General features: G+C 39.8%; 29 protein-coding genes. 22 read left to right on the top strand and 7 right to left on the bottom strand.

Annotation, left to right across the window (positions count from 1 at the left end; translation table 11 throughout):
- Positions 1-4: 4 nt before the first annotated feature.
- Both M3205_RS05890 and M3205_RS05885 read left to right on the top strand, forming a co-directional pair.
- A complete protein-coding gene (locus tag M3205_RS05890) occupies positions 5-1,798 on the top strand; it encodes a peptidoglycan D,D-transpeptidase FtsI family protein (RefSeq protein ID WP_251169054.1) in 1,794 nt (597 codons plus the stop codon).
- A 421-nt stretch (positions 1,799-2,219) separates the two neighbouring features.
- Positions 2,220-2,885: a YrrS family protein gene (locus M3205_RS05885; protein WP_251169053.1), complete on the top strand. Its 666-nt coding sequence runs from the start codon at positions 2,220-2,222 to the stop codon at positions 2,883-2,885.
- A gap of 23 nt (positions 2,886-2,908) precedes the next feature.
- Here M3205_RS05885 and M3205_RS05880 read toward each other — a convergent pair whose 3' ends face one another.
- Entirely contained in the window at positions 2,909-3,115 is a 207-nt protein-coding gene (locus tag M3205_RS05880) for a YrzA family protein (RefSeq protein WP_251169064.1), read from the bottom strand.
- A 203-nt stretch (positions 3,116-3,318) separates the two neighbouring features.
- On the opposite strand from M3205_RS05880, the gene mtnN reads away from it, so the two are divergent.
- The 4 genes from mtnN to sigK all read left to right on the top strand — a co-directional run bounded on the left by mtnN (position 3,319) and on the right by sigK (position 6,604).
- Complete coding sequence (mtnN, locus tag M3205_RS05875; protein WP_251169052.1) at positions 3,319-4,023, top strand: 5'-methylthioadenosine/S-adenosylhomocysteine nucleosidase; 705 nt, start codon at positions 3,319-3,321, stop codon at positions 4,021-4,023.
- A 116-nt stretch (positions 4,024-4,139) separates the two neighbouring features.
- Positions 4,140-4,400, top strand: coding sequence for a YrhC family protein (locus M3205_RS05870; protein WP_251169051.1), 261 nt, complete (start codon positions 4,140-4,142; stop codon positions 4,398-4,400).
- Between the two features lie 424 nt (positions 4,401-4,824).
- On the top strand, positions 4,825-5,046 hold the full coding sequence (locus M3205_RS05865; protein WP_251169050.1) for a YrzI family small protein: 222 nt from the start codon (positions 4,825-4,827) through the stop codon (positions 5,044-5,046).
- A gap of 838 nt (positions 5,047-5,884) precedes the next feature.
- Positions 5,885-6,604 carry an RNA polymerase sporulation sigma factor SigK gene (sigK, locus tag M3205_RS05860; RefSeq protein ID WP_035331221.1) on the top strand — a complete coding sequence of 240 codons (720 nt, stop codon included), beginning with the start codon at positions 5,885-5,887 and terminating at the stop codon, positions 6,602-6,604.
- A gap of 25 nt (positions 6,605-6,629) precedes the next feature.
- Here sigK and M3205_RS05855 read toward each other — a convergent pair whose 3' ends face one another.
- Positions 6,630-7,595, bottom strand: a complete 966-nt coding sequence (locus M3205_RS05855) for a F510_1955 family glycosylhydrolase (RefSeq protein WP_251169049.1) — start codon at positions 7,593-7,595, stop codon at positions 6,630-6,632.
- A gap of 732 nt (positions 7,596-8,327) precedes the next feature.
- On the opposite strand from M3205_RS05855, the gene M3205_RS05850 reads away from it, so the two are divergent.
- The gene (locus tag M3205_RS05850; protein WP_174749532.1) at positions 8,328-8,480 is read left to right on the top strand and encodes a hypothetical protein; all 153 of its coding nucleotides are present in this window, start codon (positions 8,328-8,330) and stop codon (positions 8,478-8,480) included.
- A 123-nt stretch (positions 8,481-8,603) separates the two neighbouring features.
- A complete protein-coding gene (locus M3205_RS05845; RefSeq protein WP_251169048.1) occupies positions 8,604-10,403 on the top strand; it encodes a M3 family oligoendopeptidase in 1,800 nt (599 codons plus the stop codon).
- A 37-nt stretch (positions 10,404-10,440) separates the two neighbouring features.
- Here the strand turns inward: M3205_RS05845 and pssA are convergent, their stop codons facing one another.
- Positions 10,441-10,980 carry a CDP-diacylglycerol--serine O-phosphatidyltransferase gene (gene pssA, locus M3205_RS05840; protein ID WP_251169047.1) on the bottom strand — a complete coding sequence of 180 codons (540 nt, stop codon included), beginning with the start codon at positions 10,978-10,980 and terminating at the stop codon, positions 10,441-10,443.
- 274 nt (positions 10,981-11,254) lie between these two features.
- On the opposite strand from pssA, the gene M3205_RS05835 reads away from it, so the two are divergent.
- On the top strand, positions 11,255-12,031 hold the full coding sequence (locus M3205_RS05835; protein ID WP_251169046.1) for a phosphatidylserine decarboxylase: 777 nt from the start codon (positions 11,255-11,257) through the stop codon (positions 12,029-12,031).
- Positions 12,032-12,087: 56 nt separating this feature from the next.
- Here M3205_RS05835 and M3205_RS05830 read toward each other — a convergent pair whose 3' ends face one another.
- Positions 12,088-12,228: a sporulation histidine kinase inhibitor Sda gene (locus tag M3205_RS05830; RefSeq protein WP_035331211.1), complete on the bottom strand. Its 141-nt coding sequence runs from the start codon at positions 12,226-12,228 to the stop codon at positions 12,088-12,090.
- Between the two features lie 506 nt (positions 12,229-12,734).
- On the opposite strand from M3205_RS05830, the gene M3205_RS05825 reads away from it, so the two are divergent.
- From M3205_RS05825 to M3205_RS05790, 8 genes are read left to right on the top strand one after another with little or no spacing between them, the layout of a single operon-like run.
- Complete coding sequence (locus M3205_RS05825) at positions 12,735-13,250, top strand: YqeG family HAD IIIA-type phosphatase (RefSeq protein ID WP_251169045.1); 516 nt, start codon at positions 12,735-12,737, stop codon at positions 13,248-13,250.
- Positions 13,251-13,253: 3 nt separating this feature from the next.
- Positions 13,254-14,360, top strand: coding sequence for a ribosome biogenesis GTPase YqeH (gene yqeH, locus M3205_RS05820; protein ID WP_251169044.1), 1,107 nt, complete (start codon positions 13,254-13,256; stop codon positions 14,358-14,360).
- A gap of 46 nt (positions 14,361-14,406) precedes the next feature.
- On the top strand, positions 14,407-15,246 hold the full coding sequence (aroE, locus tag M3205_RS05815) for a shikimate dehydrogenase (protein ID WP_251169043.1): 840 nt from the start codon (positions 14,407-14,409) through the stop codon (positions 15,244-15,246).
- The gene (gene yhbY / locus M3205_RS05810; protein ID WP_251169042.1) at positions 15,240-15,530 is read left to right on the top strand and encodes a ribosome assembly RNA-binding protein YhbY; all 291 of its coding nucleotides are present in this window, start codon (positions 15,240-15,242) and stop codon (positions 15,528-15,530) included. Before aroE ends, yhbY begins: the two co-directional genes overlap by 7 nt.
- A 39-nt stretch (positions 15,531-15,569) precedes the next feature.
- Positions 15,570-16,139: a nicotinate-nucleotide adenylyltransferase gene (locus tag M3205_RS05805; protein WP_251169041.1), complete on the top strand. Its 570-nt coding sequence runs from the start codon at positions 15,570-15,572 to the stop codon at positions 16,137-16,139.
- Positions 16,129-16,704 carry a bis(5'-nucleosyl)-tetraphosphatase (symmetrical) YqeK gene (yqeK, locus tag M3205_RS05800; protein WP_251169040.1) on the top strand — a complete coding sequence of 192 codons (576 nt, stop codon included), beginning with the start codon at positions 16,129-16,131 and terminating at the stop codon, positions 16,702-16,704. Before M3205_RS05805 ends, yqeK begins: the two co-directional genes overlap by 11 nt.
- On the top strand, positions 16,701-17,057 hold the full coding sequence (rsfS, locus tag M3205_RS05795) for a ribosome silencing factor (protein WP_095245902.1): 357 nt from the start codon (positions 16,701-16,703) through the stop codon (positions 17,055-17,057). Before yqeK ends, rsfS begins: the two co-directional genes overlap by 4 nt.
- Positions 17,054-17,803 (top strand): class I SAM-dependent DNA methyltransferase, encoded by a 750-nt coding sequence (locus tag M3205_RS05790; protein WP_251169039.1) that lies wholly within the window; start codon positions 17,054-17,056, stop codon positions 17,801-17,803. The genes rsfS and M3205_RS05790 overlap by 4 nt, the downstream gene beginning before the upstream one ends.
- A 75-nt stretch (positions 17,804-17,878) precedes the next feature.
- On the opposite strand, the gene comER is transcribed toward M3205_RS05790, so the two are convergent.
- Positions 17,879-18,703, bottom strand: a complete 825-nt coding sequence (gene comER, locus M3205_RS05785; protein WP_251169038.1) for a late competence protein ComER — start codon at positions 18,701-18,703, stop codon at positions 17,879-17,881.
- 89 nt (positions 18,704-18,792) lie between these two features.
- Between comER and M3205_RS05780 the strand changes: the two genes are divergently transcribed.
- The 3 genes from M3205_RS05780 (at position 18,793) to M3205_RS05770 (ending at position 22,486) form a co-directional block, all read left to right on the top strand.
- Positions 18,793-19,425 (top strand): helix-hairpin-helix domain-containing protein, encoded by a 633-nt coding sequence (locus M3205_RS05780; protein WP_251169037.1) that lies wholly within the window; start codon positions 18,793-18,795, stop codon positions 19,423-19,425.
- Positions 19,426-19,527: 102 nt separating this feature from the next.
- On the top strand, positions 19,528-20,091 hold the full coding sequence (locus M3205_RS05775) for a ComE operon protein 2 (protein ID WP_251169036.1): 564 nt from the start codon (positions 19,528-19,530) through the stop codon (positions 20,089-20,091).
- A gap of 67 nt (positions 20,092-20,158) precedes the next feature.
- A complete protein-coding gene (locus M3205_RS05770; protein ID WP_251169035.1) occupies positions 20,159-22,486 on the top strand; it encodes a DNA internalization-related competence protein ComEC/Rec2 in 2,328 nt (775 codons plus the stop codon).
- Between the two features lie 126 nt (positions 22,487-22,612).
- Here the strand turns inward: M3205_RS05770 and M3205_RS05765 are convergent, their stop codons facing one another.
- The gene (locus M3205_RS05765) at positions 22,613-22,747 is read right to left on the bottom strand and encodes a YqzM family protein (RefSeq protein ID WP_035331183.1); all 135 of its coding nucleotides are present in this window, start codon (positions 22,745-22,747) and stop codon (positions 22,613-22,615) included.
- 298 nt (positions 22,748-23,045) lie between these two features.
- Between M3205_RS05765 and holA the strand changes: the two genes are divergently transcribed.
- Complete coding sequence (gene holA / locus M3205_RS05760) at positions 23,046-24,083, top strand: DNA polymerase III subunit delta (protein ID WP_251169034.1); 1,038 nt, start codon at positions 23,046-23,048, stop codon at positions 24,081-24,083.
- 88 nt (positions 24,084-24,171) lie between these two features.
- Here holA and rpsT read toward each other — a convergent pair whose 3' ends face one another.
- Complete coding sequence (gene rpsT / locus M3205_RS05755; protein WP_095245631.1) at positions 24,172-24,438, bottom strand: 30S ribosomal protein S20; 267 nt, start codon at positions 24,436-24,438, stop codon at positions 24,172-24,174.
- 253 nt (positions 24,439-24,691) lie between these two features.
- On the opposite strand from rpsT, the gene gpr reads away from it, so the two are divergent.
- Entirely contained in the window at positions 24,692-25,819 is a 1,128-nt protein-coding gene (gpr, locus tag M3205_RS05750) for a GPR endopeptidase (protein ID WP_251169033.1), read from the top strand.
- Positions 25,820-25,867: the final 48 nt, after the last annotated feature.

The following is a 25,867-nucleotide window of genomic DNA, read 5'->3' as shown; positions in this document are numbered from 1 at the left end:
TTTTATGTGGAGAAAAAGGGCAGTTGGCTGGCTAATCGTTAGTTTCATAGTAATTTGCTTTCTTATGGGAAGGCTCATACAGCTGCAGCTTGTTTCAACAGAGCATTTTACTGGCAGGAAGATCAATCTTCTTGAAGCGAGTGTCCGTCAGCGATCCCAGGAAATGATTATCGATGCCGGGAGAGGGGATTTTCTTGATCGCAACGGTAATCCCATGACATTTGAAAATAAATCTGTTCTTATATTATTCCCTTTCCTCACAAGAATGGATTGGGATATAAAAAAGGTATCTGAAATTACGGGTGCTTCGGAGTATTCATTGCGGCATTCTATTGAGAATGCAAAAGAACCTTTTGCATTTGGAAGTCCGGAGCCCATTCAGCTGTCTTTCGATCAAATGAAGAAAATCAATGACTTGAAAATTCCGGGTGTCTTTGCTGTTGAGAAGAAATACAGCCGTTCCGAGAAACCTGCATCCCAGCTAATCGGAATTACCGGTCAGAATCAGTCCGTCCTTAAAGAAAGATACCCGGACAAAGATCTATCTTCTGACACAATGATTGGCATTACTGGGATGGAGAAGAGCTTTGATGAATTTCTGCTTCCTGAAGGGGCTTCAAAACTTGTCTATCATGTGGATGGGACTGGCGGACCGCTGTTTGGCATCAACGTGAAATATGTAGAGCCGGCAAACCCCTTTTATCCAGTCAATATTAGGACAACTTTGGATTATGATTTACAGATGATGGCTGAAAAATTGGCGGATCAGCATGGGATTAAAAAAGGCGGTATTATCCTGCTTGATATAGAGACTAGTTCAATCTTGGCAATGGTGTCGCGTCCATCCCTTAATAAAAGTAATCCTTTTGAAGAAAAAAGCAAAGGCACGGTTAATCATATGATTAAACAGCAAATTATGGGATCGGTTTTTAAAACGGTGGTGGCAGCAGCCGCAATTGACCATGGTCTGGACGATCCTAAGTTGCAATTTGACTGCAGCAGGAAAATTAATGGGGAACCGGATCTTAAATATCAGCATGGCATGCTGAATTTCGATGAGAGCTTTGCCAGGAGCTGTAATAATACATTTGCCTCCATTGCTAAGGAGTTGAAAGATATTAACCCGAATCTCCTTGAGCAGTATGCAGACAAACTGTCTTTAATAGGTCCTGTAAGCTGGGAGGGAGATATTTATCATTTCAGCGATTTTAAACAACTTCAGGATGAAGAAAAAGGACGGGTGTTCCTGTCTGAAGATGCTAAAAAGGACAGTAATTTTGCAGGTCTGACAGGAATTGGACAGCATGAGGTGAGAGCTACTCCACTTGCTGTTGCCAACATGATGGCAACTATAGCCAGAGGAGGAGATAAAGAAATGGTCCGGGTTGCTTCAGAAATTGAATATAAAAACAGTACATCTCTTATAGAATTCAAGAAACAGAAGCTGCAGGGAGAAATAATTGCCCCGTTTACCGCTATGAAGCTTCAAAGACTGCTAAGGGAAGTTGTAATTAATGAAGAAGGGACCGGCCGCTGGTTTAAAGAACTTCCTTACGAAGTTGCCGGAAAATCCGGCACAGCTGAAACGGGCATAATGGCTGATGGAAAGCAACTGCACAATAAATGGTTCGCAGGTTACTTCCCGTATAAAAATCCAAAATATGCCCTTGTAACTGTAAATCTGGAGGTTACTGAAGACACAGGGGGAGTAAACCCGCTCTTTGCTGATATCGTCAAAGAAGTTTATAACATTAATCATAAACAAGAAACTGCTCCATTGGGATCTGCAGACCAGTAAACAAATATGGTATAGTGTAACTTTGCTGATGTTGCCTACGTCCATTTACTTGCCGGCAGTACGATGTACATAGGTTATTTCTTTTAACATAACCTAATTCCGTGTTAGAATGTTGACAGCCGCTGTTTGGGTAAAGTAATCCTCATTTTTTATAATTATTTCTTTCATAGTAGATGATTTATGCACTAAGTATGTGCACTGAGTTGATTGGAGTGGAGGGCACTTGACTTCTGCGGGAAGTGAGGGAATGCGAGACCCCACAGGCAAAGCTGAGGAGGCTGGCAGCACTCCTCGCGGAAAGCAAGGCCTGGAGCGGAAATCAACAGACAAAATTATAAGTAAAAATTATATTATTATAGTGCATTAAATAGTTCATTCTGGTATTTACTTGTAATTCTTACAAATTGGGGAGGAGAAAGTCTTGAAAGGAAATAACAGAGAATCCCGTTTTGGTCAACGGGAAAAAAGAAAAAAAACCAATATTATCTTAAATAGCCTTATTGCACTTGTCATCATCCTTATTATTGTTGTATCAGCCAAAATATTCTTTGGCGGTAATAATGACCAGGCACTTCCTGCCGATGAACAGACAGCTTCTGAATCGAAACAAAAAGAGAAAAATAAGGAAGATAAGGGAAATGACATAGAGCAAAATAAGGATAAAGACAAAGAGAAAGCTGATAAAGATCCTGAAGAAGAAAAAGAAAAAGAAAAAGAAGAAAATGCTGAGGAGACTGAGGGAGATCAAGAACAAGTTGTAACAGAAGGCGGAAGCGGGCCTGACGTTGAAAGAACGATTGAAAATCCAGCATGGAAACCAGTAGGAACCTCTCAAACCGGAGAGCATACAGCTGTCTATGATCAAAATCATGCAGATTGGCAGGAAATGCTCAGCGCCATTTCTTATGCAACAGGTGTTGATCAAGGAAATATGACTGTTTGGTTCCTCGGAAATAATGGACCCAACAGCTCTGTTGGAACAATTTCCACAAAAGATAAAAGTGAAAAGTACCGTGTCTATATAGACTGGGTTGACGGAAAAGGATGGAAGCCATCCAGGGTAGAGGTCTTAAATGAAATAAATTAGTTAATAAGGACGCCAGGGCGTCCTTATTTTTTTGCTTTATAGTGGACCACCGCCGAGAAATAAGTCCTTCCATTCTCATCAAGATGCATTTGATGCGATACGTGGTGAACAGATAAAAGGATGGCTTTATTATGCTCAATCTGCAAATTTATCTTCTTTTCAAGCTCCTTTAAACTAGGAGCTTCATAAAACTCAACCTTATCTTCTATCAAATCAAACTGGAAATTCATCATAATTCCTCCTTCCCTTCGATACTATCTTTTATTTTATGGGGTTAGTTTTAGTCTGGCAACTTTCAAAACCTGCATGAATTAATTACGAATATGGCAAACATCACGTTTATGATGGTAGAATAGAGTTTGCATAAATCATATGGGCATGCAAATACCATGATTGTAATCAAAGCAAAGAAAAATCAGAAAGAGGTTTTAAAATGAAAATAGCTATTATTGGAGCAATGGAAGAGGAAGTTACTTTACTTAGAGATAAAATAGAAGATAAGCAACAGGAAACGATTGCCGGATGCGAGTATACAGCAGGAAAGATGAATGGTGCAGATGTTGTGCTGCTCCGTTCTGGAATAGGCAAAGTGAATGCAGCCATGTCGACTGCCATCCTCTTGGAGAGGTACAAGCCGGATTTTGTCATTAACACCGGTTCAGCTGGAGGATTTAATCCTGCACTGAATGTTGGAGATACGGTAATTTCGACTGAGGTTAGACATCATGATGTAGACGTTACTGCTTTTGGCTATGAATATGGCCAGGTGCCTCAATTGCCGGCAGCATTTGAAGCTGATCACGGCCTTGTGCAAATTGCTGAGGCATGTGCCAGAGAAATCGGTGATATCCAGGTTGTTAGAGGGTTAATTGCAACAGGTGACTCCTTCATGAGTGATCCTGCAAGAGTGGATTATATCCGTGATAAATTTACAGATCTTCAGGCAGTAGAAATGGAAGCAGCAGCAGTTGCGCAGGTTGCTCATCAGTTTGAGACTCCTTTTGTTGTCATCCGTGCCCTGTCTGACATTGCAGGTAAAGAATCTGATGTTTCATTTGAACAATTTTTGGAGAAGGCAGCACTTCATTCTGCTACACTCGTAATGAAGATAGTAGATGCCCTTAAGAATAACAAATAATTTTTTAAAGGGATAATCCTTTCCCTTTTTTTCCTATCTTACATTATTTACATCACCTTCAAACTTGCTAAGTATGTTAAAGTAGAAATACAGTCTTTCTTAGAAGGTGATAATAAATGATGAACGAAGCAAAGCACTTATATCAAAAAATGGTTGATTTCAAGCGGTTTGCAATTTCAATGCTCGCTGTTGGATCGTTTTTTTACATTGGTTTAATTATCCCTGACACTGCCAATACAGTTTCTGATTTATATATAATGGCTGGATCTTCCTCAGCTTTCCTTATAGGCTCAATCCTTTTCTTTACCCTTTCCAAACGTTGCAGAACGAAATTGAATGAAACGGATGAAGGCCAGGAATATCTCATGAGAAAATAAGTAAAACCAACGCCCGGATCTCCGGGCGTTTTTTTCATCGGTTATTTTCGTAAAGTATGTTGCTTCTTAATATTTTTATGCATTTTACTAAGCGGATCTTCGCTGTGGGCATTTGATTCTCGAAAATGCTGACGCATCCCTACTCGCGGAAATCGACTGGCTACATTTATAAAAAAAATATAAAATAATAATTTATCAAAAAGAGGTTTACAAACAGCATAATCGTGGATATAATTACCAGTGTAAGCGAAAATTCTATAAAGGAGGTCGAATGAAATGATGTTAACTGCAATTGTATTAAAAGCACAGCTAAATAAATATTGTACAAATTCGACCTATATGGAATGGATCGCTTAGATTTTCTTTATTGACATTACATATCCATGCCGCAGGAAGAATTGTCCCTGCGGTTTTTTATGCCTAAATGGAAAGCCGCTGGGAGTATATCTCTTTGCGGTTTTTTTGTGCCTTTTGGCAGGATATGAAAGAGGAGGTGGAATATTTAATGACATTAAATATCTTATTTTTGACAGTCACGATAAAAAAACGTCACGTATCAGCAGAAGATGTTGTTCGGGAACAAATGGCTAAAAAAATTATTGAACAAAACCGTGATCGTCAATTCTCAATTTACCGTCCATTTTAATTTCAGTGACAAAAAAACATGAAAGGTGGTTTGTAATATGATTTACATTTTACAAGGTCGTCAGGCAATTTTCTGGGTGGAGAAAGATTCCACCTAACAAAGCTGTAACCGGTTAGGAGGTAAGGGGCATGTCTTTGCATATTTTAATTTTAACCTTGAAATTCCGAAAGAAAAGAAACTGATTCATTGATGCTGATTAACAGAATGTTCACATTCCTACCATTTTTTGAAACAGAAACCATGTTACATTAAAGAAAATAAGGAATTATAAAAGGGGTGTGGAGGATGTTCTGGATCGTAATGGGATTGGTTGTGTGCGGTACTGTCGGCTGCATCATTTCTGCTGAGGTAAGCGTAACGGAGGAATATGAAATATAACAAAAAGGACTGACTTCCGGATTGAGAAGTCAGTCCTTTTTGTTAGGGTAAATCCAAAGAAATAGAACAATTCCAGTAACTGCGAGCAATATCAGCAAGGTCTTTAAAGAAAAACCTTCAAATATAAACTTTGCAAGGCTGTCAAGAAAAACAATAAAAAATACAAGGGCTAAAATTATTCTCTGACCATTCAAATTATCAAGACCTCTTTCTTCCTGATTAATTATATAACTTGAAACGAAGCTATGTATACAGCATGTAGGCGATAATAATTATACCAAGAATAATTATAGCCTATCACCACTGTGAAAAGCTTTAATGAAGGTTTAATGCCTGAAAAAATGAGGGCAGCAAATTTTTCTGAGGAAATTATCTGAAGTGGACAGACAAAAACAACTCCATCCACACATAGGAATTAGTTAAAGGCATTTTTGAACGCATTATAAGCGGGGGTGGAACGATGTCCGGTATTTTGACTGCACTCGGATTTTTGGTTAAGGAGATAGTGTTTCTTGTATCTTATGTAAAAAATAATGCATTTCCCCAACCGCTGTCTCCTGCAGATGAAAAGAAATACCTGCGTTTGATGGCTGCGGGCGATTCGCATGCCCGTAATATGCTTATTGAACATAATCTCAGGCTGGTTGCCCATATTGTAAAGAAGTTTGAAAATACAGGAGAAGATTCTGAGGATCTAATTTCAATAGGGACAATCGGGCTAATAAAGGCCATTGAGAGCTATTCGGAAGGGAAGGGCACTAAGCTAGCCACTTATGCAGCCCGTTGTATTGAAAATGAGATACTGATGCACCTGCGCGCATTAAAGAAGACTAAAAAAGATGTGTCACTTCATGATCCAATTGGGCAGGACAAAGAAGGCAATGAAATATCTCTGATTGATGTTCTAAAGTCAGAATCTGAGGATGTTATTAATACGATTCAGCTAAATATGGAGCTGGAAAAAGTGAAGGAGTACATTGATGTTTTAGATGACAGAGAGAAAGAAGTCATTGTAGGTCGGTTCGGGCTTGATCTGCAAAAAGAAAAAACACAAAGAGAAATTGCCAAAGAGCTTGGAATATCAAGAAGTTATGTCTCAAGAATTGAAAAGAGAGCATTAATGAAAATGTTTCATGAGTTTTATCGGGCAGAAAAAGAAAAAAGGAAAAATAACAGCTAAAGGGACAGTTTGACTGTCCCTTTCGTTATTCAATTCTGCCGTTTTTCAATAAGAGCTTCCAGTTCTCACCGCTGTCTGCAGATTCATATACATCTTTGAGATATGTTGAAACAGCAAGCTTTCCGTCAGATTTTTGATCGGAGGCAATATATGTAATAGGGTTGTCATAGCTGAGAAAAGGGATTTTAACCTGTGAGTCTTCCATCGTTATAAGATCAATTTTGTTCATTTGAACCTTTTCCTGATCTGCAGAGGCATAATACAAGCTGTTTTTCGTAAAAGTGAGGGCTGTAGCCATAATTGGCTCAGTTACTAATTTGACGGTTTCTCCTTTATCCTCTGAGTAAAAGATGCCGCTTCTTGTTGACATGGCCATGATTTCCGGATTTGATGGATGTGCCGCGATCATACCAAGTGTGTCGGCCTCAAGTCCTTGTAAGCTGACCGGATCCCATGTTTTGCCTGCATCTTGAGAGCGGTAGACACCTGCCGCAAGCTCCTCGTTTTTTTCCTGATTGATCATATAGATTATATTGGTATCATAGCCTGCAGCTAAAAAAGGAAAAGAACTTGTTCCGCTAAAAGCAAGTTTTTTGAATGAGGCGCCTTTATCTGTACTTTTCACAATTCCAAGAGCGTTTTTTATCACGGAGTTCTTATCAGGATGGCCGCTGACAATGAATCCATCTTTGACTGCCTGAAACCCCATATAGTCATGGTTAAGAGAAGTGGTCTCGTGCCAAATGCCATCTTTGAAAAACTTGAATCCTTCGCTTGATGCAAGATAGAGGCCAGGATCATTTCCCGGATATCCGATCCCTTGAATATGCTCGATTTGCTGGGCTGAGGCCTCAATAATAGTATAGTCAGTCACTTCTGATGTTTCATTTGAAGGTTTATCATCCGTTTTCTTGCTTTGCTGCTCTTCAAGAGAACAGCCAGCTGTAAGCAATAAAAGGAGAACTGCCAAAATCGTTCTGCCTTGCTTCATTTGGTTCACTCCAATTCGTAGAATTCGATGGTTATTATTATCGATGTCATTATATAGTATTTCAGCACAAAATAAAAAACCCTTGCCTGTGAAAGGGTTCATATAATGGCTCCCTGCTATGAGCGAAGAAAATACTTATTCCTCTCCTTATACTTGATATCGGAAGGCTCTTTTCGTATAAATTGTTGTTTTTCGCTTATCAATGTTGTCCGTTGATTGCAGTGAGAGCATGCTCAGCAAACCACGGGGCGGGCGGTGAGCCTCCTCGACGCTACGCATCTGCGGGTCTCACCAGTCCTGCTAATCCCGCAAGGACTCTGAATTGGCTACCTTGATAAACACCGCACGAAGAGAATGCGAATGCATTTTCGAGGATCTCACACCTTCCACTACAATCAACTCAGTAAATATAATATAAATAGCAACAAACTTTGCGAAAACAGCCTATCGGAAAGATGTTCTGTCAGTTTGCCTGACCCCTTACAGGCAGGGCAGGTTTTCTTTAAGAATTTACATGCTTTTATGCTGCCTGTGCCTTTGCATTTCTTGCAGATTGAGATAATCTTCATTTAACACTCCTCCCATAAAATTCCTTCTAGTATATTCTATGAACTGTTCTAATAGAGGTGCTAAGAAAACATCGATTTATAGCAGTTATTTAGTACAAAAGCCTAAGCGATTGTCCATTTGTTACATATCTTAATAATAGAAGGCGAAGGGAGGTAATTGGTTATGCCTTATGGTTACGGCGGTTATCCTGTTCCCCCTCCTTATCCATGTGGTTATTATGGAGGAGGGGGTTTCTGGCTGGCCCTCGCAGTTGTCCTGCTGATTCTGCTTCTTGTCTTTGGGGGATTTGCTTATTATGGAGGCTATTTCAGGTAGCGATAACCAACAGTTGGCTCATATCTTAGGATATGGGCTCTTTTAAATGTGTGATTTTATAGAAATTTCCGAAAAATAAAGGTATAATATTTCTGCATCCGAAACTTTTAATGGGGGGATTTTATGACTGCAACAGCATATTCATTAGTGTGGGATTTAGATGTCTTTTTTAAGGATGGGAGCGGTTCAGCTGAATTTGAACAGCACTTACAGGAAACAAGAAAACATATTGATACATTTTCTAATTCAATACATAATTGGAAGCCTTCTAACTCAGCGGCAGATGCCGCTGAAATAAGTAAAATTATTGAGCTGTTTCAGCAAACGGCCAGAAAAGTGCGCCAAGCAGGTGCTTTTGTCAGTTGTCTTCAGGCTCAAAATACCGAAGACAAAAAAGCGAAAGATCTTAGAGGGGCAACTACGGAATTGAGTGCAGGTTTTCAAAATGCTTTAACTGTATTTGATCAGAAGCTGGCAAGTTTAGATCAGAGTGCATGGGAGCAGATAATAAATGATCAGGAATTAAATGAACTCTCATTTGTATTAAGCGAACGCCGTGAAAATGCCTCAGAAAAACTTTCGCAGGAGGAAGAAACTGTTATTAATGCTCTTGCTGTTGATGGGTATCACGGATGGGGCCAGATGTATGACGTAATAGTAGGAAATATAAAGATTCCCTATACTGAAAATGGGGAGAAAAAACAGCTGTCAGTTGGACAGGCTGCCAATAAGTTTTCGAGTCCTGACCGAAAGTTGCGCAAGGAAGTTTTTGATAATTGGGAAAAATTATGGGGCAGTCAGTCTGATTATTTGTCCAAAACTCTAAATCACCTAGCCGGTTTTAGGTTGAATGTATATAAATTAAGAGGCTGGGATGACTATCTTAAGGAACCGCTGGATTTAAACAGGATGAAAAAAGAAACCCTGGAGACAATGTGGGATGTTATTTCCCGAAATAAAGCACCGCTTGTTAACTATTTGGAGAGAAAAGCAAAGCTTTTAGGTTTAGAAAAATTAAGCTGGTATGATCTGGATGCACCACTCTCTGAGTCAGAAACGAAATTAACTTATCAGGAGGGTGCGGAATTTATCCTTGAGCAGTTTGCTCACTTTGGAGAAGAGATGACCTCTTATTCTACAAAAGCCTTTGAAGAAAAGTGGATTGAAGCAGAGGACCGTCCAGGAAAGGCGCCAGGCGGTTTTCATACTTACTTCCCTGAAGATAGCCAATCAAGAATCTTTATGACATACTCAGGGACACCATCCAATGTTTCTACCCTGGCACATGAACTTGGGCATGGTTTTCATACATATGCAATGAGAGATCTTCATTTGCTGAATCGAAATTATGCCATGAATGTTGCAGAAACCGCTTCTACTTTTGCAGAAATGATTGTCTCTGATGCTGCAGTGAAAAATGCAGGATCAGAAGATGAGAAATTGGCACTTCTAGAAGATAAAGTACAAAGATCCGTTGCACTACTAATGAATATCCATGCGCGATTCCTCTTTGAGACAAGATTCTATGAAGAAAGAAAACAGGGAAATGTAAGTTCTGACCGTCTGAATGAAATCATGGCGGCTGCTCAAAAAGAGGCTTATGGCGACGCACTTGATGAGTATCATCCTTCCTTCTGGGCTTCAAAGCTTCATTTCTTTATTACTGGAGTCCCATTTTATAATTTCCCATATACTTTTGGATATTTATTTTCGCTTGGAATCTATGCACAGGCACTAAAAGAAGGGAAGGGGTATGAGGAAAAATATATTGCATTATTAAAGGATACTGCATCGATGACAGTTGAGGATTTAGCAATGAAGCATTTAAATGCTGATTTAACCAGACCTGAGTTCTGGGAAAGCGCCGTTCAATTATGTATGGATGATGTAGAAGAGTTCCTGGAATTAACTAAAGATAAATAAAAATTGGAAGCCGTGCTCATATTGTGAGCACGGCTTTTTACATTTTTTTCAGCGTGAAAGGGCTTATCATTAAAGTTGATAGTGCAAGCATTATGAAAAGGAATATTGGAGAAGGCCAATACGGAATCGCCAGAAAGCATAATGTGGCGAGACACCCGGAAGCTGTTATAGGCAATCCTGTAAAATAACCGTTATTCTCACTGATGTTAAAACGGGCAAGCCTTAATGCTCCACATCCTATATATAGAGCAGTCAGGAAGGCGCCGGGTGCCCCGAATTCATAAAGTACTCCCGTGTATAAGAGCAGTGCAGGTGCAACTCCAAAGGAAATAATATCACTCATGGAATCAAGCTGCTTTCCTAAATCCGATTCAATATTCATTTTTCTTGCTGCCATCCCATCAAATCGGTCAGCTAGAGCTGCGATAAAAATCAGCAGTACACTCAATTTTAAATTATTATTAATAGAAAATAAAATAGCAAAGCACCCTAAGAACAAGTTAGACAGAGTTAAGATATTGGCTGTCTGTGCTTTTAGCTTCTTAATGGTTAGATCAAGAACATCCTGAAAAAACATATTAAGCACTCCTTACACCGGGAAATCACAGCTTGCAGTCTATTTGGAAGATTTTCTAACAGCTATGTGTTAATGTCTTTCGGCAAATGGGAACTATCGGGAAGGGTAGAAATCATAGAAGTAATCCGCAACTTTAATGAAGCCAATAATAAAAAAAGTGCCAAATCCGGGGAAGTCTATGGCAAACTTAGTTTTATATGTTATATAATAATATTTTATTCTATGCTTTTTATGCCTGTTCGTAAAGAACATATTTAGTTAGGGGGCATTTCCTTTGTTAAAACCTGTATATCGACTGCTGATTGAATTGACAAATGGAAAATGGACATCCGGTATACTTCAGAAATTTGCACAATCAAACCTTAGCAGGAGGGTGATTCCTTCATTTTCAAGAATTTATAATATTAATGAAAGTGAAATGGAAAAAAACCTGCATGAATATCCAACACTTCATGAGTTTTTCATCAGAAGGCTGAAAGCAGATGCACGAGTAACGGATGAGAGCCCTGATTCAGCAGTGAGTCCTGTAGATGCTGTAATTGAAGATATTGGGGATATCCGGGAGAATCGTATAATTACGGTAAAAGGGAAGAACTATTCCATCTCTGAGATGCTTGGTGCAAATAAAGCAGGGAAATATGCAGGCGGCACTTACATGATCTTTTATTTAAGTCCGAGCCACTACCACAGGATACACAGTCCGGTCACTGGAAAAGTAACAGATCAATGGATTCTGGGGTTAAAATCTTTTCCTGTTAACAAATGGGGTTTAAAATATGGCAGAGAAACGCTTTCCAAAAATTTCAGGAGCATAACTGAAGTAAAGCATGGTGATTCAGCCATCGCAATTGTGAAAGTGGGGGCTATGTTTGTAAATTCCATCGAACTTACCCATGAAGGGGACCAGCTTGAAAAAGGAAAGGAAATGGCCTATTTTACATTTGGCTCTACTGTCATTCTTCTGTTTGAGAAGGGGAAATTCCAGCTCGAAAAGTCAATTAAGACTCCTGCTCACATTAAAGTAGGGGAGCGGATTGGAACCCTGTTGTGAATGAAAAGACCAGTTAAATATGAGTATAAAAAAAGCCCTGGTAAGGGCTTGTCCATTTATGATGTTACTTTTATTCTGTTTGATAGTGAACGACGGTGGATTTCTGTTTCAATTAAACGGATGAAGTCTTTGCTAAGCTGCAGTTCTTTTGCTTTATAATAGGATTCGATTAATAATTCATCTGACAGTTTACGCATTCCTGTCCCACCTCCAGGTACTTGATATTTCAGTTCTAAAAGAATTATTTTATACATATAATGTAAGATTTTATGTTGTACCCCTACTTTAGCAAATTAAAACGGTTAGAACAACTGTTCTCTTATCCACAGGATACGGTGGATAACCTGTGATTATTTTGTTTATAAAAAGGGGAAAAGTAGTAAAATCATATTGGGTTATGTGCATAAAGTTATCCACAGGGCTGAGGAGCAGTTGGTTTTTGTCGAAAAATTTTTATTTTAACGTTAATTAACAAGTATTCTGTGGAAATTTACTGAGTTTTGAGTGTCTTTCCCCATTTTGTGGAATCGTATAAAATAGAACGGCCTGATTGAAATCCGTCATGCTTTATTTTGAAAGAGCGGACAAAATTGGGTATGATGAAATCGGTGTTTTCTAATTAACATTTAAGACGGGGATTAATTTGAGGGCATAGATACACTATTGCCGGACAATATGAATCAATGATTGAGGTGTAAATATAGTGTTAAAGCATTTTTTGCCTAATCAGCATGTTAAAAGTATTTTTGAAATAACTCCACATAGTTTACAGGAAAAGGGAGTTAAAGGGATAATTACGGACCTGGATAATACACTAGTCGAATGGGACAGGCCAAATGCAACACCAAAGCTGATTAGCTGGTTTGAGGAAATGAAGCAAAGCAACATTAAGGTTACCATTGTGTCAAATAATAATGAAAATCGTGTTAAGGCTTTTTCCGACCCCCTTGAAATTCCTTTTATTTATCAGGCCAGAAAGCCAATGGGCAGGGCCTTTCGAAGAGCGCTGACTGAAATGGGACTGAAAAAAGAGGAAACAGTGGTGATTGGAGACCAATTGCTGACTGACGTACTGGGAGGAAACAGAAGCGGGTTCCATACCATTTTGGTCGTACCTGTAGCTCAAACTGACGGTTTTTTTACAAAATTTAACCGGCTGGTGGAAAGACGGATATTAAATTGGTTCAGAAAAAAAGGAATGATTCAGTGGGAGGATTAAAAAGTGAGTGAAGAACAATTTGTGTGTGTAGGCTGTGGAGTGAAAGTTCAAACAGAGAACCCTGATGAATTAGGTTATGCTCCTCAATCAGCTCTGCAGAAGGAAACGATTATTTGCCAGCGCTGTTTCAGGCTGAAGCATTATAATGAAGTTCAGGATGTCAGCTTGACTGATGATGATTTTCTAAAGATCCTGAATGAAATTGGGCAAAGTGATGCACTTATTGTGAAGATTGTGGACATTTTTGATTTTAACGGCAGCTGGCTCCCAGGTCTTCACCGTTTTGTCGGCAGTAATAAAATCTTGCTTGTTGGAAACAAAGTTGACCTGCTTCCAAAGTCCGTGAAAACAAATAAGCTGATTAACTGGATGAAGCAGGAATCAAAACAGCTGGGGCTGAAACCGGAAGAGGTGTACCTGGCCAGTGCTGCAAAAGGGTACTCCATTAAAGAAATTGCAGCAGCCATCGATCATTATCGGGAAGGAAAAGACGTTTATGTAGTAGGGTGTACAAATGTAGGTAAATCCACTTTCATCAACCGCATATTAAAAGAAGTAACAGGTGAGGGCGATGTCATCACTACTTCCCACTTCCCAGGAACGACTCTGGATATTATCGAAATCCCTCTATCTGATGGAAAGGCTTTGGTGGATACTCCAGGCATAATTAACCATCATCAGATGGCTCATTATGTAGATAAAAGAGACTTGAAGGTGATAACACCTAAAAAGGAGATTAAACCTAAGGTTTTCCAGCTTAATGAAGAGCAGACACTCTTTTTTGGCGGACTGGCCAGGTTTGATTATATTGCTGGCGGCCGGCGCTCATTTGTTTGTCATTTCTCAAATGAATTAAATATACACCGCACCAAAACAGAAAAGGCGGATGAGCTTTATGAGAATCATGCGGGAGAGATGCTTACACCGCCAAGAATAGAGCAGATGGAGACCTTCCCTGAGCTTGTGAAACATGAATTCACAATTAAAGAACCGAAAACAGATATAGTGTTTTCAGGACTTGGCTGGATAACGGTAAATGAGGGTGGGGCCAAAGTAGCTGCATATGTTCCTAAAGGTGTCCATGCCATGATAAGGAAGTCATTAATTTAGGCTGTTACTTGCATTTGCTTACGCTTTTCAAAAGGGGTGAGGATTTTTGAAAAAGCTTTTTGGAGTGATTGGGGACCCAATTTCCCATTCAATGTCTCCGGCTATGCACAATGAATTATTTAAGATTTACAGTATTGATGCACATTATCATCCATTTCATGTATCCAGGGGAAATCTGAATGACGCTGTTAAAGGGTTCAGGGCAATCGGAATTGAGGGATTTAATGTTACGGTACCCCATAAGGAGGCTATCATTCCTCTTTTAGATGAACTGGATCCTCTTGCTGAGGCAATTGGGGCAGTTAATACAGTGGTCAATCAGGATGGTAAGCTAATAGGCTGCAATACGGATGGAAGCGGATTTGTAAATGGCCTGCTGAATCAGAACCAATCAATTAATGAGAAAAAAGTGCTGATAGTGGGAGCAGGAGGAGCTGCGAGAGCCATTTATTTTACAATTGCTAAAGAAGGCCCAGAGCTTCTGGACATTTGCAATCGGACTCAAGAAAGGGCAGAGCAGATCTTGAATGACTGCCCTTTTGAGGTCCCTGCCCGGGTTTTGAACCGGCAGGAGGCAGAGGAAAGCCTGGAAAAATACGATTTAATTGTTCAGACTACATCAATTGGAATGCATCCGGAAATTGGCAAAAGCCCGCTTTCGGTACATAAACTTATGCCTGGAGCCTTTGTTAGTGATATCATTTATAATCCGCTGCAAACCAGGCTTTTAAAGGAAGCTGCCGTAAAGGGCGCCGGAATTCAGAATGGAATTGATATGTTCGTATATCAGGGGGCTCTTGCTTTTGAAATGTGGACTGGCATTGAGCCTGACATTGAAAGAATGAGACAAAAGGTTTTAAATCAGCTGGGAGGATTATTATGCTAACAGGAAAGCAAAAGCGTTTGTTGCGATCAAAAGCGCATCATTTAAGCCCTATTTTCCAAGTTGGGAAGGGCGGGGTTAATGAAAATATGATTAAACAAGTAGGAGAGGCACTGGAAGCCCGTGAGTTATTAAAGGTTTCAGTCCTTCAAAATTGTGAAGAAGACAGAGATGCGGTGGCACAGCAGCTGTCAGAAGGTGCGAAGGCTGATGTTGTCCAAATCATCGGGAATATTATTGTTTTATACAAAGAATCAAAAGAAAACAAACAAATCAACTTGCAGTAAGCTTTGGGAAAATTAAACTGTTTGTATGGAGGAGTGTAAATGGAAAAGGTAGGCATACTTGGAGGGACCTTTAATCCGCCTCATTTAGGCCATCTCATTATCGCAAATGAGGTTATGTCTTCCCATGGTTTGGATGAAGTATGGTTTATGCCGAACCATGAGCCTCCCCATAAAAAAAGGTCAGATCATGTTAGCGGCAGTGATCGAATTGAAATGCTGAAACTCGCATTACAGAATCACCCAGGCTTTAAAATAGAATTAATTGAGATGGAGCGGGAAGGTCCTTCATTTACCTACGATACAATCAGGATTTTGAAGGAACACTATCCTCAAAAGCAATTTTATTTTATTATTGGAGCTGACATGGTTGAATATTTGCCCAAGTGGCATAACATTGACAAACTTCTTGAATTGATTACCTTTATAGGAGTAAGGCGGCCATCTTACAATTTGCAAACTCCGTACAAAATTCTTTATGCTGACGTTCCTGAAATGGGGATCTCCTCAAGTATGATCAGAAGCCGTATAAGGGAAGGCGGTACTATACGATATTTAGTACCGGATTCTATAAGGAGTTATATAAAGGAGAATCAATTATATGAATCGTGAAAAAGCTCTGGCTATTGTAAAGGAGCAACTGACTGAACATCGCTACCTTCATACAGTCGGGGTGATGGAAACAGCCATTAAACTTGCAGAAAAATATGGCGCTGATAGTAAAAAAGCTGAATTGGCAGCCATTTTTCATGATTATGCTAAGTTCCGCCCTAAGGAAGAAATGAGGGAAATTATCATTAATACTGGTATGCCAGCCGAGCTTTTGAATTACAATAGTGAACTTTGGCATGCTCCTGTCGGTGCTTACTTGGCAGAGAAAGAAGCTGGAGTGCATGATATAGAGGTTTTGGATGCAATAAGATATCATACTTCAGGGAGGCCGGGAATGGCACTACTTGAAAAGATCATTTATCTAGCAGATTATATTGAACCAGGAAGGCATTTTCCTGGAGTTGACGAAGTGCGTGATTTAGCACAGACCAACTTAAACAAGGCTTTAATAAAATCTGTTCAAAATACCATTATGTTTTTAATGAAAAAAGGGCAGCCTGTTTTTCCGGCGTCCTTCGAAACTTATAATGACCTTGTAATGAATAAGGAGGGATTGATTAAATGAAAGAAAATACTATGCTGATGACGGCAGTAAAAGCAGCGGATGATAAACGTGCAGAAGATATAACGGTTCTAAATATGAAGGGGATTTCCCTGATTTCGGACTACTTTGTTATTTGTCACGGAAATTCTGATAAACAAGTGCAAGCCATTGCTCGGGAAATGAAAGAAAAATCTGAAGAACAAGGGTTTACGGTTAAGCGAATGGAAGGCTTTGATGAAGCAAGGTGGATTCTGGTTGATATGGGTGATATCGTTGCACATATTTTCCATAAGGATGAGAGAAGCTACTATAATCTTGAAAGACTCTGGGGAGATGCTCCGGTCGAAAACGTTCAGGGCATTCTTAACCAATGAGCTACGGTAAGTTCGCTTATCTCTATGACAGGCTGATGGAAGATGTTCCTTATGACAGCTGGATTAAATTGATCAATGAAAAGCATATGGAATTTAATGTTACAGGCAAACAATTGCTGGATCTTGCATGTGGCACAGGGCAGCTTTCCATAAGGTTAAGTGAACAGGGCTATGAGGTAACAGGTGTGGATTTATCAGAGGATATGCTGGCTGTAGCCCATGCCAAGGCGGAGCAGAAAGGTCTGCAAATCCCCTTTTACCTGCAGAACATGGCAGAGCTTGAAGGGTTTAGTGAATTTGATATTATTGGCATATTTTGTGATTCTTTGAATTACCTGGAGACGGAATCAGATGTAAAAAACACTTTCCGGCGGGTTCATAGCTATTTAAAAAACGATGGTCTATTTATTTTTGATGTTCATTCCATTTATAAAATCATGCAGATATTTATGAACCAGACCTTTGCTGAAAATGACGAGGAAATCTCATATATTTGGCACAGTTTTCAGGGCGAATACCCAAATTCTGTAGAGCACGATCTTTCGTTTTTTGTTCAGGACGAAAAAACAGGAAAGTATGACCGCTATGACGAACTGCATTTGCAGCGCACTTATCCTATTGACCAATATAAAAGCTGGCTTGAGGAATGCGGTTTTGACCTTGTTGACCTTTCAGGAGACTTTAAAGAAGGAACACCAGACAGCCAGGCTGAACGAATTATCTTTATTGCAAAGAAAAAGAACTAATATAAAACAGCCGGTTTAATTTTTCCGGCTGTTTTTTTAAAATAGTGAAGGATTATTTCTGTTGACATCGAATAGTTAATAGAGAGAATACTGCTTTTTTACTTCTACAAGATCTTCATCAAACTTGGAATGTGTCGCCTGGAATAAGTGTTCAAAAACACTGCCGAGCTCGCTTTCAAGAATTTTAATTCCCTCTCCTGTAATTCCTCCTTTGACACATACCTTCTCCTGCAATGTAGGCAATGTATAAAAGCCTTTTTTCAGCAATTCTCCAAGTCCGATCAGCATTTCACTAGCAAGCTTTGTTGCTGTTTCATTATCAATTTCCGTTTCAGCAACTGCCGCGTTGATGAAGCGCTGTGTTAAGTAGCTGAAAAAGGCAGGTCCGCAGCTGACAATATCCGAAGAAACCCTGGTAATTGCTTCCTCTATAAAAACAGGTGTGGAGATACTTGCAAAAAGCCTGTTAAGTTCCCCTTTCCATTGTTCTCTGCAATGTTCCCCGAATGATAATAAAGACACCCCTGATAAGGCCCTGTTAGTAATGCTTGGAATCGCCCTCGCCGCTGAACAAGGCACAACTGATTCCAACTGTTTTACACTAATGGGGCTGGTTATGGACACTACACATTTATCTTCTGACAGGAACGGCAACATATCCTGAACGACATTATACACATCATGGGGCTTTACACAAATAAAGATCAGCGAAGAACGATGTGCGGCCTCTCTTGCATTATTTACAACAGTAATTTCATGATGTTTTTCCTTTATTTTCCTTGCTTTTACGACTGTCCGATTGGTTATCGTCATGGAGGCCGGGGAAACGGCTCCCCCGTCAAGGAACGCCTCGGTCAATATTCTCCCCATATTACCTGTGCCAATGATTCCGATTTTCAATGCTACATCCCTCCTCTGAAAGCAGGCTCTCTCATATAACGATATGTATCAAAAAAACTTTTATTCCAAAAAGAAAGGATGGATCCATAGTGCCCGAATGGATAAAAGCCTATAAATTTTATTTTGCAGGAGCTGCTGTTGCATTGGCTGCTCTCCTCTATTATTTTTTAATGCCTGTTCAGTATAGTGAGGTATTACCGGAGATTGAACAGTCAATTTCTTTGAACGAAGATGAAGGTAGAGAAACAGCAGGTGATACGCAGGCTGAACAGGTGATGCAGACGATGAAGGCAGATATTAAAGGAGCAGTAAAAAAACCGGGAGTGTATGAAGCAAAAGAGGGTGAAAGGGTAATAGACCTGCTGGAAAAAGCAGGGGGACTGACGGAAGAAGCGGATAGCACTAAAATTAATTTTGCCCTGAAAATTACAGATGAAATGGTAATTTATGTTCCTGAAGAGGGTGAAATTCTTGAAGAGGCCCTGGCGGTAGCCGGAAATGTCGAGGTTAAAGGACAACAGGATAGCAGAAAGGTAAATTTAAACGGGGCGGATGAAACAGAGTTACTGACATTGCCGGGGATTGGGCCTTCTAAGGCTGCAGCGATAATTGAACACCGTGATACAAATGGACCCTTTAAGAATATTGAGGATTTGAAATTAATTTCAGGGATAGGGGATAAAACCTTTGAAAAACTCAAAGAGCATATTAGTGTAAACTAATTTCCTTCCATTGACCTGCACAAGCTTGAGGCTTACACTTATTGAGAGAAAAAGTTATATTTTAATTCAGGGCATTTATGCCTGTGTAAAGGGGAGAGACAGATGGACCGGATTTCCTGGAACCAATATTTTATGGCACAAAGCCATTTGCTTGCTTTGAGGAGCACATGTACAAGACTTGCAGTCGGTGCAACCATTGTTAGGGATAAGAGAATCATTGCCGGCGGCTACAATGGATCAATTGCCGGCGGTGAACATTGTGTTGATGATGGCTGCTATGTTATTGATAATCATTGTGTAAGGACCATACATGCGGAAATGAATGCGATTTTACAGTGTGCAAAATTTGGGGTGCCGACAAGTGATGCAGAAATATATGTAACTCATTTTCCGTGCCTGCAATGTTGCAAAGCAATTATACAGGCGGGAATTAAAACAGTTTACTATGCACAGGACTATAAAAATCACCCTTATGGAATTGAACTCTTTGAGAAGGCTGGTGTGAAAACTGTCCACGTGGCGGCTGAAAAAGTATCCTTCGAGAACAGCATACAGGAAAAACGTGATTTTATAGAGGAATTAATCAATGAGCTTGAAAAAAACGGTAAAAATCAGGACATTATGAAAAGTTATAAAGAAAAAAAGGACAAACTATTTCAAAATTAATTCATAGGAGGAGCGGCGCATTCAATGACAAGTTGCTGCTCCTTTAAAAACTAAAGGAGTAAATAATATGAAAGGCAGATGGATCTACGCAGCTGCTGCCTCACTCCTGGGGAATTTGACATCATTACATCATCCGGCAATTGCTATCATTTTTTCTCTTCTTGCCCTATTTCTCGTCAAAAGAAATATTTTGGCCAAAAAGAACATGATTTTTCTGCTTTTGATTTACCTCGCCTTTACCATAAGGAGTGAACTAGCGGCAGAATATAACAGAACAAGTCTTACAGGAAATGAAAGTAATTTTGAAATTACCCTGTCAGAATCAGTAAAGATAGATGGGGACCTTCTCACAGTCCACGTTGAAATGACCGAAAAAAAAGAAAAGCTGGCTGTCAGGTATAAGATCAAATCGGAAACAGAACAAAAATTTCTTTCAGACTATCTTAGAGTAGGAATGACATGCCGGGTTAATGGCACCTTACAGACTCCTCCAACATCTACAAATCCAAATTCCTTCAGTTACAAGGATTTTTTAAACCACAATAGTATCTTTTGGATCCTCGAGTTGCAACAGTTAAACCTCTCTGATTGCACATACCATAAAAGCCGTATCTCATTACCAATTTTAAAAATGAGGGAGATGGGCACAAATCATATTTTAGAGCATTTCCCTGAACAGACGGCTCCACTTTCAATCGCGCTTGTCTTTGGGAATCGGAGTTTTATTGATGAGGATATTATCGATTCTTATCAGAAAATCGGAATTATCCATTTGCTTGCAATATCCGGACTTCATGTAGGGATGCTTGCGGGGATGTTTTTTCTTGCCGGAGTACGTGCCGGGATCACCAGAGAAAAAATGACCAGCATCCTTATAATGGTTTTGCCAGTATATGCAATACTTACAGGGGCTGCGCCATCTGTACTGCGGGCTGTGTTTATGATGCTTTTGGTTTTAGTGGCAAAGAAGCTGAAGATCCCTGTTCAATTAGCTGATATTATCTCCATTGTGTTTGCCGGCTACCTTTTTATCTCCCCTTTTGTTATCTATAATGCAGGGTTTCAGCTGTCTTTTGCTGTGGCCCTATCGCTAATTCTCTCAGCTCCAGCCATACTCAAAAAGTTTACTCATCCTCTTGCTGCCCTCCTGTCTGTCTCTTTTATTTGCCAGATAGCGGCCATTCCGATCCTCCTTTGGCATTTTTATGAGGTATCGATTATTTCCATAATTGCCAATCTGATCTTTGTACCGTTGTATTCTTCCATAGTCCTGCCTGTGGTATTAATTTTATTTATTTTTGATTTAATAACAGGAGAAAGGGTAGATTTCTTACTCTATGTATTGGAAAAAATGATTGTTTTTCTTAATTGGATTGCTGAAATGCTTGCCGCCATTCCTAATTCGACCCTTATTCTTGGCAGGCCAGCCCCTTTAATGCTGATCATTTATCTTTTTCTCATTCCCGTATTCTTTGCCGGCTGGGAAAGATCAAAAAACAAAAAAGCTATTATTAAGAACGGTGTGCTTCCTATTCTTGCGATAGTCATTCATTATTTTTCAAATGTGTTTACACCAGCTGGTGAAATTACATTTATTGATGTAGGGCAGGGTGACAGCATCGTGATAAAGCTTCCGTATGGGAGAGGGAATTATTTAATAGATGCAGGAGGTGCGCTAATGTTTCAAACTGAGGACTGGAAGATGCGTAGCGATCCATATGAAACAGGAAAGGACACAGTAGTGCCTTTTCTGAAAAGCAAAGGGATTAGTAAAATAGATAAATTTTTTCTCACTCACGGGGATATGGACCACATTGGCGGAGCATCAGCTGTTTTGAAGGAAATGAAGGTAAAGTCCGTCGTGTTTCCGCAGGGAGCTGAGTTCTCGGAGGCTGAAAATAATTTGATTGTACAGGCTGCAAATAGCAAAAGTGAAATCTTGTTCACTAAAGCCGGAGATAGCTGGCTCAATGGAGATTCCGTATTTCAGGTTTTGTCCCCGTTTGGAGGGGAGATGGGGGACGGTGTGAGAAAAAATGATGGATCTATTGTTCTTTTTGCCAAAGTGGGAGGGTTAAACTGGCTATTTACCGGAGATTTGGAGGAACAGGGGGAAGGCCAGCTCATAAAGTCTTATCCCGAGCTAAAAGCTGATGTTTTGAAAGTTGGACATCATGGAAGCAAAACTTCCTCAACTGATTTATTTCTCTCTAGGGTGAAGCCGCGGATTGGCGTTATTTCTGCGGGCAGGAACAACAGGTATGGGCATCCTCATAATGTTGTAATGAGCAGGCTGAATGACTATAATGTCAAAGTATTGAGAACCGATAGGCAAGGGGCAATTACCTATTTTTTTAAAGGGGATTCAGGAACCTTTTCAGTGCAGCTTCCATAGTATATGTTAGAAAGCATCAGGTTCCAGAATTGTTAGTGCTTTATCAAAACTCCGCTCAAAAAAAAGAGGCTGCTGAGGCAGCCTCAACGTGTCAGCAGTATTGTGACACATTACTGTATGTAGCCATTAAGCTCCTAAAAATTTAATGACTGTTGCAATAATAAACAACGTTGCGAAGAAACCGAATGATACGATGAATCCTACACCAGAGTCGATTGCATCATTACGTTTGCTTTGGACGTTCTTTTCAAATTCGTTCACAGTCTACCCCTCCTATTTCCTATATAGTATAAGTCATTCAAATAAAAAAATCTAGAGTTCGCCTGCCCTTTTCCTGTATTAGCAGGAGTTGTCACAAATATGACGAAACATCATGGGGAAAATAATTAACAAAGGTGCACCGCAGCTTCCTGAGTTTCCCGGGCCTCAGGGATGCAGCGTTCTATATAGATTGGAAATTGGCGTTCATTTGGGCGCCAATTTCTTATGTCTTGTCAAATTGCCATCGCTTCTTTAGGATATATAGTGAATATATTGTTTGGCGAACGGAGAGAAGAAATTGGTTTTTGATATTTGGAACAGAATTAAAGCGAAAAGTTTTGCTCCTATTTATTTATTATACGGAACAGAACCATATCTTATAAACGAAACGAAGCAGCTTCTGATCAGCAATGTGCTTAGTGAAGAAGAAGCTGATTTTAACTTATCCTCTTATGACCTTGAGGAAACCCCCATTGATACAGCGCTTGAAGATGCTGAGACATTTCCTTTTATGGGTGAAAGAAGACTGATCTTTTTACATAACCCGGTTTTTTTAACGTCAGAGAAATCGAAAGCTAAACTGGAGCACAACCTGGCTAAGCTTGAAGCCTACATTAAAGAGCCTGCCCCATATTCAGTGGTGGTATTTTCCTCATCGGCAGAAAAACTCGATGATCGGAAAAAAATAACCAAACAATTGAAAAAAACGGCTGCAGTACTTGAAGCCAAGAAATTAAATGAAGGTGAATTGAAAGCCTGGATTAGGGAACGTGCAGCATTGAACGGTGTGCAGATTGATGAATCTGCTGTTGAACTGATTTTGACATTGGCAGGCGCGAATCTGTTTATTCTGACCAACGAGATCGATAAATTAGCTCTATATGCGAATGACACAAAGCGGATAGATGAGCAAATGGCAGAAAAGATGGTATCACGGTCTTTAGAGCAAAATATTTTTTCCCTTGTGGATAAGGTGGTTCACCGCAAAATAGAAGAAGCCTTGAGAATTTATTATGATTTATTAAAGCAAAATGAAGAGCCTATTAAGATTTTATCTGTTATTACAGGGCAGTTCAGACTGATTTATCAGGTGAAGGAGCTTGCCAGGAGAGGCTACGGCCAACAGCAGATTGCCGGCTATTTAAAGATACATCCTTTTAGGGTAAAGCTTGCGGCCGGACAGGCCCAGATGTTTGCTGACGAAGAACTGACAGCAATTATTAGCTTGCTTGCTGATGCAGATTACCAAATGAAAACAGGAGGTATGAATAAAACCATGCTGATTGAAATGTTCCTGTTTCGTCTGCAAAGTCAGGCGCTTAGAAAAAATCCTTAATAAAAAAAGCGGTCCAGTTCACACATCTGGACCGCTTTTTTATGTAAAATAAAAGGCTATCCCTTAAGATAGCCGATATCTTTAAACATTACGCATTTAAAGAGTTCATTTTTTTCATTAAACGAGACTTTTTACGGGCAGCAGCATTTTTGTGGATAAGACCTTTTGCAGCAGCTTTGTCCAGTTTACGAGCAGCATCAGCGAAAGATTCAGTTGCAGCAGCAGAATCGTTGTTTACGATTGCAGCATCAACCTTCTTAACAGCTGTACGCATTCCTGATTTAACAGTAGCGTTTTGAGCTTTGCGAGCTTCGTTAGTTTTAACACGCTTGATAGCAGATTTAATGTTTGGCATTCCATTCACCTCCTGAAAAAGCATCGAGATTCTATAACTCGACATTCACGTTCATTAACAAATTCAGAACAAGTGATATTTTATCAAACACGGAGCCATAATGCAATACTCTGTACTCAAAATTACTGAGGGATAAATCGGTAAGTTCATTCTTTTTCTGCATGTTTTTGCAATTTAAAGGCAAAGATAGGATATATCTGAATTTTAGTCTGTTATTTTCCAACCTAATAAGCTTAGATTGTGAGGGATACATGTGAAGGAATCAATAGATTTAAGCCAGTACTCAGTTCGGACAGATCTTGCCATTGAAGCAAGGGAAATGGTGATTTCCGGGAGGCAGAAAGACAATGTTCACGAGCAGGAGAATCTTTCTCAAATAGAAGGCGTCATAATTAAAGAAAAAGAAGAAAACGATATTAAAATTTCCTTTGTTGAAGTAACAAAGCAAGGAGCAGAAGCATTAGGGAAAAAAGAGGGCAAATATCTGACACTAGAAGTGACGGGCATACGCCAGCAGGATACGGAGCTGCAGCACAAAGTGGAGACTGTATTTGCAAGTGAATTTTCCCAATTTATAAAACAGCTGGGCATTAATGAAGATGCATCCTGTTTAATAGTCGGACTGGGCAATTGGAATGTCACTCCCGACGCATTGGGGCCGCAAGTCTGCGAAAACCTGCTTGTTACAAGACATCTCTATCAGCTTCAGCCTGAAAGCGTAGAAGAAGGCTACCGTCCTGTAAGTGCTATTTCTCCGGGGGTAATGGGCCTGACAGGAATTGAAACAAGTGACATTATTCTTGGCATTGTGGAAAAAACAAAACCCGACTTTGTCATTGCGATCGACGCTCTTGCTTCCCGATCAATCGAAAGAGTCAATTCTACTATTCAAATCTCGGATACAGGGATTCACCCAGGTTCTGGTGTAGGGAATAAACGAAAAGAAATCAGTAAAGAGACTTTAGGAATACCTGTCATAGCGATTGGCATCCCAACGGTTGTCGATGCAGTATCCATCACAAGCGATACAATTGATTACATCCTGAAGCATTTCGGCAAGGAAATGAAAGAAGGTGACCGTCCATCGCGTGCCTTGGCTCCTGCAGGAATGACTTTTGGAGAGAAGAAAAAGCTGACTGATGAGGATTTGCCGGAGGAGCATCATCGAAAAACCTTCCTTGGCATGATCGGAACCTTGCCTGAAGAGGAGAAGCGTAAGCTTATTTATGAAGTACTCTCGCCTTTGGGTCATAACCTAATGGTGACGCCAAAGGAAGTGGATGTATTTATTGAAGATATGTCAAACTTAATTGCCAACGGCTTGAACGCAGCGCTCCACCAGAAAGTGAATCAGGATAATGCCGGATTTTATACAAGATAGAAAATATCATGTTCTATCTTCTCTAGCAAAGTCATAACATTTACTAGA

Origin of the sequence: Cytobacillus firmus (assembly GCF_023715565.1) — a bacterium.
GTDB classification, from domain to species: domain Bacteria; phylum Bacillota; class Bacilli; order Bacillales; family Cytobacillaceae; genus Cytobacillus; species Cytobacillus firmus_C.
The sequence above is the reverse complement of the archived record's forward strand: the minus strand, read 5'-3'. Positions and strand labels throughout refer to the sequence as shown.